The organism is Rhodoferax lacus (assembly GCF_003415675.1).
Taxonomy (GTDB): Bacteria; Pseudomonadota; Gammaproteobacteria; order Burkholderiales; family Burkholderiaceae_C; genus Allorhodoferax; species Allorhodoferax lacus.
Genome location: NZ_QFZK01000031.1, coordinates 15,075 through 27,394, shown reverse-complemented (window position 1 = coordinate 27,394; position 12,320 = coordinate 15,075). Strand labels below are relative to the sequence as shown.

15 protein-coding genes and 1 tRNA gene are annotated in these 12,320 nt (G+C 58.5%); 2 read left to right on the top strand and 14 right to left on the bottom strand.

Going from position 1 to position 12,320, the window contains the following annotated elements:
- Positions 1 to 16 precede the first annotated feature (16 nt).
- Positions 17 to 580 carry an isochorismatase family protein gene (locus DIC66_RS21880; protein WP_233506065.1) on the top strand — a complete coding sequence of 188 codons (564 nt, stop codon included), beginning with the start codon at positions 17 to 19 and terminating at the stop codon, positions 578 to 580.
- 508 nt (positions 581 to 1,088) lie between these two features.
- On the opposite strand, the gene DIC66_RS21870 is transcribed toward DIC66_RS21880, so the two are convergent.
- From DIC66_RS21870 to DIC66_RS21860, 3 genes are all read right to left on the bottom strand, one after another.
- Entirely contained in the window at positions 1,089 to 1,571 is a 483-nt protein-coding gene (locus tag DIC66_RS21870; RefSeq protein ID WP_117180304.1) for a GreA/GreB family elongation factor, read from the bottom strand.
- Positions 1,572 to 1,966: 395 nt separating this feature from the next.
- Positions 1,967 to 2,275: a hypothetical protein gene (locus tag DIC66_RS21865; protein WP_117180303.1), complete on the bottom strand. Its 309-nt coding sequence runs from the start codon at positions 2,273 to 2,275 to the stop codon at positions 1,967 to 1,969.
- A 339-nt stretch (positions 2,276 to 2,614) separates the two neighbouring features.
- Positions 2,615 to 2,690 (bottom strand) — tRNA-Arg (locus DIC66_RS21860).
- Between the two features lie 277 nt (positions 2,691 to 2,967).
- Between DIC66_RS21860 and DIC66_RS21855 the strand changes: the two genes are divergently transcribed.
- Positions 2,968 to 3,498, top strand: a complete 531-nt coding sequence (locus DIC66_RS21855) for a c-type cytochrome (protein WP_117180302.1) — start codon at positions 2,968 to 2,970, stop codon at positions 3,496 to 3,498.
- A 27-nt stretch (positions 3,499 to 3,525) separates the two neighbouring features.
- On the opposite strand, the gene DIC66_RS21850 is transcribed toward DIC66_RS21855, so the two are convergent.
- From DIC66_RS21850 to atpB, 11 genes are all read right to left on the bottom strand, one after another.
- Positions 3,526 to 4,080, bottom strand: a complete 555-nt coding sequence (locus DIC66_RS21850) for a DUF2946 family protein (RefSeq protein WP_117180301.1) — start codon at positions 4,078 to 4,080, stop codon at positions 3,526 to 3,528.
- Between the two features lie 13 nt (positions 4,081 to 4,093).
- Entirely contained in the window at positions 4,094 to 5,131 is a 1,038-nt protein-coding gene (locus DIC66_RS21845; protein ID WP_233506063.1) for a YheT family hydrolase, read from the bottom strand.
- 38 nt (positions 5,132 to 5,169) lie between these two features.
- Entirely contained in the window at positions 5,170 to 5,628 is a 459-nt protein-coding gene (locus DIC66_RS21840) for a YybH family protein (protein WP_117180300.1), read from the bottom strand.
- A 67-nt stretch (positions 5,629 to 5,695) separates the two neighbouring features.
- Positions 5,696 to 6,112 carry a F0F1 ATP synthase subunit epsilon gene (locus DIC66_RS21835; RefSeq protein WP_117180299.1) on the bottom strand — a complete coding sequence of 139 codons (417 nt, stop codon included), beginning with the start codon at positions 6,110 to 6,112 and terminating at the stop codon, positions 5,696 to 5,698.
- Positions 6,113 to 6,115: 3 nt separating this feature from the next.
- Positions 6,116 to 7,516 (bottom strand): F0F1 ATP synthase subunit beta, encoded by a 1,401-nt coding sequence (atpD, locus tag DIC66_RS21830; RefSeq protein ID WP_117180298.1) that lies wholly within the window; start codon positions 7,514 to 7,516, stop codon positions 6,116 to 6,118.
- A 28-nt stretch (positions 7,517 to 7,544) separates the two neighbouring features.
- Entirely contained in the window at positions 7,545 to 8,429 is an 885-nt protein-coding gene (gene atpG, locus DIC66_RS21825; protein WP_117180297.1) for a F0F1 ATP synthase subunit gamma, read from the bottom strand.
- Between the two features lie 27 nt (positions 8,430 to 8,456).
- Positions 8,457 to 10,010 (bottom strand): F0F1 ATP synthase subunit alpha, encoded by a 1,554-nt coding sequence (gene atpA, locus DIC66_RS21820; protein ID WP_117180296.1) that lies wholly within the window; start codon positions 10,008 to 10,010, stop codon positions 8,457 to 8,459.
- 48 nt (positions 10,011 to 10,058) lie between these two features.
- Positions 10,059 to 10,589 (bottom strand): F0F1 ATP synthase subunit delta, encoded by a 531-nt coding sequence (locus DIC66_RS21815; RefSeq protein ID WP_117180295.1) that lies wholly within the window; start codon positions 10,587 to 10,589, stop codon positions 10,059 to 10,061.
- A gap of 9 nt (positions 10,590 to 10,598) precedes the next feature.
- Positions 10,599 to 11,069 (bottom strand): F0F1 ATP synthase subunit B, encoded by a 471-nt coding sequence (locus DIC66_RS21810; RefSeq protein ID WP_117180294.1) that lies wholly within the window; start codon positions 11,067 to 11,069, stop codon positions 10,599 to 10,601.
- 36 nt (positions 11,070 to 11,105) lie between these two features.
- Positions 11,106 to 11,354, bottom strand: a complete 249-nt coding sequence (atpE, locus tag DIC66_RS21805; protein WP_011827793.1) for a F0F1 ATP synthase subunit C — start codon at positions 11,352 to 11,354, stop codon at positions 11,106 to 11,108.
- 59 nt (positions 11,355 to 11,413) lie between these two features.
- Complete coding sequence (atpB, locus tag DIC66_RS21800) at positions 11,414 to 12,304, bottom strand: F0F1 ATP synthase subunit A (RefSeq protein ID WP_117180293.1); 891 nt, start codon at positions 12,302 to 12,304, stop codon at positions 11,414 to 11,416.
- Positions 12,305 to 12,320 lie beyond the last annotated feature (16 nt).

Here is a 12,320-nt window from a genome sequence, read left to right as displayed (position 1 = left end):
GAGGGTTCCCACGTCTATCACTCCTAATCACCCCTGCTCAAAAATGAAGCAAGGATTGTGGATAACGTGGCTCAGTTTTCGACTGGAATTCCTACTTTTTTGGCCCAACCTTCATTTGGAATCAACAGTGGTGATCACGTCCAGCCAGGAAGAGCGCGCCCAAGGCCCGATCCTGCCGGAGATTGCCGCAATCCTGCCCGAGGCCTTCGCAGCCCGTGTCAAACGCCCCGGTGTCGTGAATGCCTGGGCCTACCCCGACTTTCACAAGGCGGTACTTGCCACGGGGCGCAAGAACCTGATTATGGCCGGTGTCACGACCGACATATGCCTGCTCTTCCCGGCCATCGATGCAGCAAAAGAAGGCTTTGGCGTTCAAGCTGTCATGGACGCGTCGGGCTCACCCAGCGTGCTGTCTGAAGAGTTCTCGCGTCAGCGCATGCACGACGCAGGCGTGGTGCTCACTGCGACCAACACGCTCATGGCAGAAATTGCGCAGGACTGGTCCACACCAACAGGCCAGCAGTTGATTACCTTGCTGTTCACCGATGTGTTTCCGGCCATAGGCGTGAGCATCGCTTAAGTCGTGACCCAACTGGCTTTTTGAGGAGCATTGCAGGCCGTCCCCATCCCAAATAGAAATCCTGGCCTTCACCGATCCGGTCTGCACCTGGTGCTGGGGTAGTGAGCCGGTCATGCGCAAGTTGGCCGTCTGGTACGGCGATGCGGTGCATAGCCGTGCGCAAACTCATCAAGACTGCGGCGATCTGAAGTCTGTTAAGTGATGCAAGGTTATCTTGCCGCGCTTGCGCGGGGGAGACCCACGCGTTACCTGACGGACTTCAATCAACGCCGCGTCAGAGTTCACAGCAGCTATCGGCCGCAGAGCGGCCACTGGTGACGTCGTAGGTAAAGGACCGCAGTCGCTGCATCCAAGACCTAGCGCTGACAGTGCCGACGCGGCATCTCGAACCACGATTGGCTTCCAGATACCTGCCACTCGTCAATGACCGCACCTGGCCCACAGCCGAAGTCTAGCCTCCAGGCACGACTGTTGACCTCAACCAACATGGCATGGGCTTGCTTGCGGATTAATAAACCCGCAGCACCTCAAATTGCTGTTGGATTGGAGCGACCCGTATCCACACCTCATCACCCTCACATTTGCCAAGCACGGCCCTGCCCAAAGGGGCTTCGCTACTGATGACCTGAACGAGCTGAGCGCCGTTGACCAACTTCATGCTGCCCCCATCCGGCCCGAGAAAGACCAGTTGCTGCTTGTCGTCTGAATCGACTAGGCAGACCAGCGCGCCGAGCTGTATACCTTTGCTGGCGTCGTAGGGGCGTGGGCGGAATTGGCGCCAATGGGCCATCGCCTGGCGGATTCCTTCGGCGCGCCGAGCCTGGCCGGTGGCTAGGTAGGCGGCTTCGAGTCCCAATGTGTCGTATTTGTTTTCGGCAATGTTTTCTTCGTGAGTCGCCGTTTCATGGGCCGCACGCACTGCCTGTTCGGCTTGCTGCAGGTCTTCGGCGAGCCGCTCCAGCACATACTGCTGCAGCAAGAGTTTATCCATGATGAAAGGTAGGCATCTCGAAAAGCGGGTGGATCTTGATTATGAAGTGCTTTACCAGACTTAGACGCTTCTGTTGGCTTCAGGTTAACTTCAGCTAAGCGGCTGCGTATCCCGCGGTGCAACAAATGGGAGCGATTGTCTTCCAGAGCGCAGTCACCGGCCAACTTCCGCAAGTGGCCCAAAGCGAAAGTCCGTCGGTCCACTGCTGCCAAAAGGTATCACTGCACTCTCCACATGCCAGCGGCACTTCAGCTTGTTTTTTGAGCATCCTGCACAACCCTAATATGCATGCGGGTTTGAGGTACTTGGCCCGCAGTTATCCCCAGCTCAGTTCACAGTTACTGTGGAGGGATTCGTCGTAACTTCTGTCTTTGCAGTTAGCGGGATTCAACCCTTCAACCGATTGATATCCCCAACGCAGCCCAGCACAGGGCACTGTGAACTGCGAACAGGTGGCTCTTGTAGGGTTGCCAGCGCAGAGGCTTCTGGGTTTCGATGTCAAACAGGGTGGCTTCCTTCTGGTCAGCAACGGCCTTACCGTAATTGCCTTCACACACTAGTCGGCCCGGTTTGTCTTCAACTATGCGGACATGACAGCGCATCAGCAGAATTTCGGCCTTTAGCCTTTTGTCTTCTGCGACCTTGTCAGCCGCGAACGGCGCACGAACCGTGGCTCGGAGCTGGTCCAACTCATCTTCTTTCATCTGTGTGCGGCTTTCTGTCTCTGATTTTGGTTTTGCATCTGGCTTGCTGATCTCAGTACTGGTGGAACTCGAGACCAGTCTAAAGAATGAAATCTCTGGAGGGTGCTGCGTGGTCCTGAGTCGGGCACAAGGCCAATAGTCACAATTCGACGCAACTGAAAATCACGTGGCACAGATTGGGCACAAACGTGGCACAGCCAGGGCACAGGATGTTCACTGAAATTCCTCCTGACGATTGCTCCAAACACCGTCTGTGCCTTGGGTTTCAGGATTTTGACTATCACCCCGAGCGACTTTGCATCGCTCATGTGAGCACCGACTCTGCGGTTTCCCCTCTGGTGGTGCGGCTGGCGGGGATCGAACCCACGACCCTTGGCTTCGGAGGCCAATACTCTATCCACTGAGCTACAGCCGCAACTCTAAAAAAGACCAATACTCACATTTTCGCAGGAAGCAGGGATGACGATAGGCTTCGGAGGCCAATACTCTATCCACTGAGCTACAGCCGCAACTCTAAAAAAGACCGATATTCACATTTTCGCAGGAAGCCGGGATGACGATAGGCTTCGGAGGCCAATACTCTATCCACTGAGCTACAGCCGCATTGTGATCCCGCATTGTAGGCGCAATCTCCGGGGCGGCCGCTATAATCCAGCCTTCATTCAGACGCCTAACGCACCGCAGAGGAATACATGAGCGACAACAGCAACGCCAACGTTCACGAAGAGGACCACACCGGTCCCATCAAGAATCCCAAACAACTGCTGCTGGCTGTAGCGTATTCGTTCATTCTTCCCGTGTTCATCATCATCGGCCTGGTCTATTTTGTGACCTCGGGCAACAAGCCCGCCGCCGGCTCTGTGGACCCGGAGCGTGCGATTGCAGAGCGCATCCAGAAGGTTGGCATGGTCGAGATTCGCGACGTGAACCGTCCCCTGAAGTCTGGCGAAGAAGTCTACAAGGCGGTGTGTTCCGGTTGCCACCAGTCCGGCATGGTGGGTTCTCCGAAGTTGGGTGATGCGGGCGCCTGGGGCCCTCGTATCAAGACGGGCTTTGACGCTTTGTGGAACTCGGCCCTCAAGGGCAAGGGTGCCATGCCCGCTCAAGGCGGTGGTGATCTGGCTGATCTGGAAGTGGCGCGCGGCGTGGTCTACATGGCCAATGCAGGGGGCGCCAAGTTTGACGAGCCCAAGGCTCCTGCTGCCGCAGAGGCTGCCAAGTAGGCCCCTGCCATCCCACTCAAAAGCCGGTCACTGCACCGGCTTTTTTGTTGCTTGCATTCCCTGTGGACTGATTGCAAAGCCAAAGCGCCCTGGCAGTTCGCTGCGCAAGATGTTCTGCACGTTCCACAGGCCCTGCTCAATGGCGTCTGCCGCAGTGGTGACGTCTTGCGTATGGACCAGGCCAAAGCCCAGACTGGTCTGGCAGTACAGCCAGCCGCGCTCATCGGTATAGCACTGTTGCCAGTCAACGCCTGTGCCATCGTGCGCAGTCATGTGGAAGTCAGACGCCACGCGCCAGACCCAGGGTGTGGCCTCCAGTTCCACGTAGACGCGCTGCGGCCCGTTCTGGAAGAACCACTGGCCTTGTGCGTCGCTGGCATAGTTGCGTTGTATGAATTCGATCAGCTTCGCATGTTGCAACAAGCTGCCCTTGGCGCCGGGTATGCCACTGGCAAAGCTGCCCAGGGACTGTGCGCGGTCGTCCCGCATGTACCAGTTGCCCCGGGCATCGAGGCCCAGCCAGCCATAGCAGTGGGGAACGTTGGGCCACTTAAGCATGGCCTGTTTGACGATGTCATCCATCCTGGGTCCTTGGTTACGCGGCGTGCTGCTGCAGCCAACCGCCAACAGCCTGCGGCAGGTAGTGCAATTGGCCGGGTGGCTTGCCCTGTGCAAATCCCACATGGCCGCCCTCGGCATGCTGCCACAGTGTGACATGGCTGCTGACGTCTCGCTGCACGGGCAGGCTCCATGCCGGTACAAAGGGGTCGTTGCGCGCATGGACGAGCAGACTGGGTATCCGCACGGCATGCAGATGCGGTTTGGCCGAGGCGCGGGCCCAGTAGTCTTCGGTGTTGCGAAAGCCATGCAGGGGTGCGGTAAAGACGTTGTCAAAGTCATACAGGGTGTGGGCCCCCTGCAGCGCATGTCTGTCAAACAGGCCGGGGTGCTGCTGGAGCTTGCGCATGGCCTTGGACTTCATGGTCTGCAGGAACATGGGGGTGTAGGTCCAGCGATTGAAGCCACGCCCCAGGGACCATCCACCCGCCGCCAGATCAAGGGGTGCACAGATGGCAGCCACGGCGCTCACCACATTCGTGGCGCTGTGCCCGGCCTCCTCTGCCCAGCGCAGCAGTGCATTGCCGCCCAATGAGACGCCCACGGCAATGATCGGGCCAGCGTGTTCACTGCGAAAGCGCTGGAGGATCCAGTCCACTTCAGCATGGTCACCGGAATGGTAGGCCCGTGGGGCGAGGTTGATCTCACCACTGCAGCCACGGAAATGGGCTACGGCGAAGTCCATTCCCTGCTGGCCGGCGTGGCTGGCGAAGGCACGGGCATAGTGGCTGTGCGAACTGCCTTCCAGGCCATGGAACATTACCATCAGCGTGGGGGCAGGCCGCTGCGCCGGGCCGCCCCAGGCAAGGCAAGCCCCCTCGGGGGGCAGCGCAGCACGCGCAGCGGCAAGCGTGGGGGCAGCAACCAGCCAGTCCACGTCGATGAAGTCCTGGTCGGGCGTGGTCCAGCGTGCACGCTGGTAAGGCAGTTGGATGGGCATGCGCCGACCATGCAGTGCGGGCCAAATGGTTTGCAGGTGGCCGCCCGGCAACCATGCTGGGGATTGGTAAGGCACTGGCGCCACCGTCGCTACACGTGTTGCTCTGGCCAGTGTCAATGCAGCACTTTGGGCGTGTGGGGCATTTCGGTGGCCGCACCCTGTGTACCAGGGCTGGCATGGTGCACCACCAAGCGCCAGCCTTGTGCGGTCTTGTGGTACACATTGGTGGCCAGCACATAGGCCTGCACCGCACCCTCGGAGGTCAATACATCCACGCGCTCCAGCACATGGTGCACAGCACTGGCCATGGAATCCACGCGGCGTATGTGTTCTGCGGTTACAGGTACGGCGCCGCCATTGGCAAACATGGCTTCAAACGCGGCCCGGATGGCGGCCATGCCCAGCAGACGTGTGCCGCCGGGGTGGATACAGGCGATGTCATCCTCATCGGCCCAGCAGGCCATGAGTTTGTCCAGATCTCCGCTGCGCAAGCCCTCGTAGAAGGCGGCTTCCACATCGTCAGGGGTTCCGCCCAGGGTAGCGGCATGCAGTTGGGGCTTGGTTCTGGACATGGCGGCGATTTTCCTCCAAAAAACAAAAACCGCCCGAGGGCGGTTTTCTTGGCCGTAGCGAGGTGACTTATTTCTTCACACGGAATTTGCGCAGGGCCTGAAGCTGAGCCACCATGACGGAGAGCTCGGCACTGGCCTTGGCCAAATCAATTTCGCTCTTGGCGTTCTTGACGGCTTCTTCGGCTGCGGCCTTGGCGGCGTTGGCCTTTTCGTCGTCCAGGTCCTTCCCGCGGATGGCCGTGTCAGACAACACGGTCACGCAGTTGGGCTGGACTTCAAGAATGCCACCGGCCACGAAGATGAACTCTTCGGACCCATCGGCCTTTTCAATGCGCACCGAGCCAGGCTTGATGCGCGTGATCAGCGGAGTGTGGCGGGGATAGATTCCCAACTCGCCGGCTTCACCAGGAAGTGCGACAAAGCGCGCTTCGCCGGAGAAGATGGACTCTTCTGCACTGACCACATCAACGTGGATGGTGTTCATGGCTTAGACCTTCTTGGCTTTTTCGAACGCTTCGTCGATGGTACCGACCATGTAGAAGGCCTGCTCGGGCAGGTGATCGCACTCGCCGGAGACGATCATCTTGAAACCACGGATGGTTTCGGCCAGCGACACGTACTTGCCGGGCGAACCGGTAAACACTTCAGCCACGTGGAACGGTTGCGACAGGAAACGCTGGATCTTGCGCGCACGGGCCACAGCCAGTTTGTCTTCAGGAGCCAGGTCGTCCATGCCCATGATGGCGATGATGTCGCGCAGTTCGCGGTAGCGCTGCAGCGTACCCTGCACCGCACGGGCGGTGTCGTAGTGGTCTGCACCCACAACCAGCGGGTCGAGCTGGCGGCTGGTGGAGTCCAGCGGGTCCACGGCGGGGTAGATACCCAGAGAAGCGATATCACGCGACAGCACCACGGTGGAATCCAGGTGGGCGAAGGTGGTAGCAGGCGACGGGTCGGTCAAGTCATCGGCAGGAACGTAAACGGCCTGGATGGAAGTGATGGAGCCCACTTTGGTAGATGTAATACGCTCTTGCAGACGGCCCATTTCTTCGGCCAGGGTGGGCTGGTAGCCCACGGCGGAAGGCATACGACCCAACAGAGCGGACACTTCGGTACCGGCCAGTGTGTAGCGGTAGATGTTGTCCACGAAGAACAGCACGTCCTTGCCTTCGTCACGGAAGGATTCGGCAATGGTCAGGCCGGTCAGCGCCACGCGCAGACGGTTGCCCGGGGGCTCATTCATCTGACCGTAGACCATGGCGACCTTGGAGTCTTCGAGCTTCTCGAGGTTCACCACGCCGGAGTCGGCCATTTCGTGATAGAAGTCATTGCCTTCACGGGTACGCTCACCCACACCGGCAAACACGGACAAGCCGCTGTGCGCCTTGGCGATGTTGTTGATGAGTTCCATCATGTTCACGGTCTTGCCCACACCGGCACCACCGAACAGACCCACCTTGCCGCCCTTGGCGAACGGGCACACCAGGTCAATCACCTTGATGCCGGTTTCCAGCAGCTCTTGCGAAGGGCTGAGTTCGTCATAGGCAGGAGCCTTGCGGTGGATGGACGCGGTTTGCGTCTGGTCCACGGGGCCACGCTCGTCAATGGGCGTGCCCAGCACGTCCATGATGCGGCCCAGTGTGGCTTTACCAACGGGCACGGTGATTTGGGCGCCGGTGTTGTAGACCACCAGTCCGCGGCGCAGGCCGTCGGAAGAACCCAGCGCAATGGTACGGACAATGCCGTCGCCAAGCTGCTGCTGCACTTCGAGGGTCAGCGGCGAGCCTTCCATCTTGAGAGCGTCATACACGCGGGGCATGCGGTCACGGGGAAACTCAACGTCAACCACCGCACCGATACACTGAACAATTTTTCCTTGGGCTTGCATTTTTCGCTCCAATAATTTTTGAAATCGCTTAGCCGCTGATAGCAGCTGCACCAGACACAATTTCGGACAGCTCTTTGGTAATTGCTGCCTGACGCGTCTTGTTGTAAACGAGCTTGAGTTCGCCAATGACGCTGCCGGCATTGTCGGTTGCGGCCTTCATGGCCACCATGCGTGCGGCGTGTTCGGACGCCATGTTCTCTGCAAGCGCCTGAAATACCAGCGCCTCCACATAGCGCACCAGCAACTCGTCGATGACGGTCTGAGCGTCGGGCTCATACAGGTAGTCCCAGGCGTGGCCGGTTCCCGCCGCCTTGGTCTGTGCTTCCATTTGGGTAGAAGACAGGGGCAGCAGTTGCTCGACCACGGGGTCTTGCTTCATGGTGCTGACAAACTTGTTGTAGCAAAGATAGACCGCGTTCACTTCACCCTTGGCATACGCGTCGAGCAAGACCTTGACCGGTCCGATCAGCTTGTCCAGATGCGGTTTGTCGCCCAGATGGGTCACATGGGACACCACCTTGACGCCCACACGGTTCAAGAAGCCCAGACCCTTGCTGCCAATCGCCACCGCTTGCGTTGTCTGTCCAGCAGTCTGCGTTTCGCGCAGCTTGTTGGTAACCAGACGCAACAGGTTGGTGTTGAGACCGCCGCACAAGCCCTTGTCTGTGCTCACCACAATCATGCCCACCGACTTGGCGTCGTTGGGTTTCATGAAGGCGTGCACGTACTCGGGGTTGGCTTGTCCCAGATGGGTGGCGATGTCCCGGATCTTGTTGCTGTAAGGGCGGGCAGCGCGCATACGCTCCTGCGCCTTGCGCATTTTGGAGACCGAGATCATTTCCATGGCCTTGGTGATCTTCTTGGTGTTTTCCACCGATTTGATCTTGGTGCGTAGTTCCTTACCTGCTGCCATCAGAGGCTCCTTGTGATCAGGTGGAAATCAAGCAAAAGATTTTTTGAACGCAGCCACGGCAGCAGTCAACTCAGCTTCAGCTTCCTTGTCCAGAGCCTGGGTGGATTCCACCTTGGCCAACAGGGCGGCGTGCTTGTCCTTGAGGTAGGAATGCAGGCCGGACTCGAACGACAAGATTTTCTTGACGTCGATGTCGTCCATGAAACCCTTGTTCACGGCAAACAGCGAAGCGCTCATCATGCTGATGGACAGCGGGCTGTACTGCTTTTGCTTGAGCAGTTCGGTCACGCGGGCACCGCGGTCGAGCTGCTTGCGGGTGGCTTCGTCCAGGTCAGAGGCGAACTGGGCAAAGGCTGCCAATTCACGGTACTGAGCCAAGTCGTTACGGATACCGCCGGACTGGCCCTTCACGACCTTGGTCTGTGCAGCACTACCGACGCGGGACACGGAGATACCAGCGTTAATGGCGGGGCGCACACCAGCGTTGAACAGGCTGGTTTCCAGGAAGATCTGGCCGTCAGTAATGGAAATCACGTTGGTCGGAACGAAGGCGGACACGTCGCCAGCCTGGGTTTCGATGATGGGCAGTGCGGTCAGCGAGCCGGTCTGGCCCTTGACTTCGCCCTTGGTGAAGGCTTCCACGTATTCGGCGTTCACGCGGGCGGCGCGCTCGAGCAGACGGCTGTGGAGATAGAACACGTCGCCAGGGTAGGCTTCGCGGCCCGGCGGGCGGCGCAGCAGCAAGGAGACCTGGCGGTAGGCAACAGCCTGCTTGGACAGGTCGTCATACACAATCAGGGCGTCCTGGCCGCGGTCGCGGAAGTATTCGCCCATGGTGCAGCCAGAGTAGGCCGACACGTATTGCATGGCTGCCGACTCGGAAGCCGAGGCTGCCACCACAATGGTGTATTCCATGGCGCCGGCTTGTTCCAGAGCGCGCACCACGTTCTTGATCGAAGAAGCCTTTTGGCCGATCGCAACGTAGACGCAGGTCATCTTCTGACCCTTCTGGTTGATGATGGCGTCGATGGCCACGGCGGTCTTGCCGGTCTGGCGGTCACCAATGATCAGCTCGCGCTGACCGCGGCCGATTGGCACCATGGAGTCAATCGACTTCAGGCCGGTTTGCATGGGCTGATCCACCGATTTACGGGCGATCACACCAGGAGCCACCTTTTCGATGACGTCGGTCATCTTGGCGTTGATGGGGCCTTTGCCGTCGATGGGTTGACCCAGGGCGTTGACCACGCGGCCAATCAGCTCGGGGCCCACGGGCACTTCCAGAATACGGCCCGTGCACTTGACGGTATCGCCTTCGGAGATGTGCTCGTACTCGCCCAGAATCACGGAGCCGACAGAGTCACGCTCAAGGTTCAGCGCCAGACCGTAGGTTGGCAAGCCATCGCTGCCAGCCGGGAATTCCAGCATTTCGCCTTGCATCACGTCAGACAGGCCGTGAATGCGGCAGATACCGTCGGTCACCGACACCACGGTGCCCTGATTGCGGATGTCGGCGCTGGCGGACAGTCCTTCAATACGGCTCTTGATCAATTCAGAGATTTCTGCGGGATTGAGTTGCATGACTCTTTCCTTCTTTCTTTGGTTAGGGCTGCAGCGTAGGCGAAGGCCTTACGCTGTCAGAGCCACTTTCATTTGTTCCAGACGTGCCTTGACAGATGTATCAAGAACCTCGTCACCCACCACGACACGAATGCCGCCGATCAGCTCAGGCTGCAATTCAACCGACACATTGAGCTTGCGGCCGAAACGCTTTTCCAGCGTTGCTGCCACATCCGCCAAAGCTGCCGGCTCAATCGGGAAGGCGCTGTAGACCACCGCGTCGGACGAACCGCTCTGTGCATTCACCAGGGCCCGGAATTGCGCGGCAATTTCAGGCAGTGCGCTCAGGCGGCCGTTGTCAATCACGGTGCGCAGAAAGTTCTGGCCTTTGTCGCCCAGGGCCGACTTGGCCACACCTGCGATCAGTTCAAAGACCTGAGTAGAAGTCACCTTGGGACTGTCGGCGAATTGCAGCAGTTGCGCGTTAGCGGCAACGGCTGCCAATTCGTCGACCCAGGTGCTGACCGCAGCCAAGTCACCAGCAGAAGCCTTGTAAAGGGCCTCGGCGTATGGCCTTGCAATAGTGGCGAGTTCAGCCATGGTGTCCTCTTACAGCTCGGTCTTCAAACGGCCCAGCAAGTCCGCGTGGACACCGGCATTGACCTCCTTGCGGAGAATCTGCTCGGCACCCTTGACGGCCAGTGCAGCCACTTGCTCACGCAGTGCTTCACGGGCTTTCACGGTCTGCTGTTCGGCTTCAACCTTGGCGGCAGCAATGATCTTGTTGCCCTCTTCGGTTGCCTTGCCTTTGGCTTCTTCAACAATGGCTTGCGCACGGCGTTCCGCGTCAGCCAGGCGGCCAGCGGATTCGTTGCGCGACTTGACCAGCTCGTCTTCCACACGCTTGTTGGCGTTGGTCAACTCGGCTTTGGCCTTGTCTGCAGCGGCCAGGCCGTCTGCGATTTTCTGCGCACGGTCATCGAGTGCCTTTGCAATCGGTGGCCACACGAACTTCATCGTGAACATCACCAATATGAAAAACACCACCAGCTGTGCGAAGAATGTTGCGTTAATACTCACAACAGCACCTCTCTATGTTGGATGAGGCGAAAGGGCTTACTTCAGCACGAAGGGGTTGGCGAAGGCGAACATCATGGCGATACCAACGCCAATCAGGAACGCAGCGTCAATCAGACCGGCCAGCAGGAACATCTTGGTTTGCAGTTCATTCATCAGCTCGGGCTGACGTGCTGCAGACTCAAGGTACTTGCTACCCATGATGCCGATACCGATACAAGCACCGATAGCACCCAGACCAATGATCAAACCAGCGGCCAACGCGACAAAACCTAGAACGTGTTCCATTAAAGAGCTCCTATGGATTTAAGTTAACAAGAAAAACAAAAGTGAAATAACCGACAAACTCAGTGGTGGTCGTGGGCCTGTCCCACATACACCAAGGTCAACATCATGAAAATGAAGGCCTGCAGAGCAACAATCAGAATGTGAAAGATCGCCCAACCGGTACCTGCAACCACATGACCCAACCACAAGGCGATGCCTGTAGCCGACCCGAAACCAACCGCACCCATGAGTGCGATCAACATGAACACCAGCTCGCCAGCGTACATATTTCCGAACAACCGCATGCCGTGTGAAACGGTCTTGGCGGTGAATTCAATCAGTTGCATGCTGAGGTTCAGCACGCCCAGAATCAGGGCAAAAATCGGGTTCTTGCTGGTACCGAAAGGTGCAGTCACCATTTCGTGCGCCCAACCGCCCATGCCCTTGATCTTGATGTTGTAGTACAGGCAGACCAGCAGCACGGCACAGGACATGCCCAGCGTCATGGAAAGGTCAGCGGTGGGCACCACACGCATGTAGGCGTGGTGCGGATCACCGCCGGTTGCACCATAGATCTTTTCCCAGATCAGGGGAATCAGGTCCACCGGCAAGAAGTCCATGGAGTTCATCAGGAACACCCAGACAAACACGGTCAACGCCAGAGGGCCGACAAACTTGCGCGACTCGGCGTTGTGGATAATGCCACGCGCCTGGGAGTCAACCATTTCGAGCAACAGCTCCACAGCGGCCTGCATGCGACCCGGCACACCGGCTGTAACACTGCGCGCTACGCGCCACATGACAAACAAACCAACCACACCCAGCAACACGGACCAGAAGATCGAGTCCATATTGAACACCGAGAAGTCAATCACGCTCGACTGCTCGCCGGTGCGCAAATGCTTGAGGTGGTGACCTATGTATTCACCGGCCGTGAGGCCATGTTCAGCAACGTTTTCTTCAGCAGCCATCAGTTACTCGTATCAG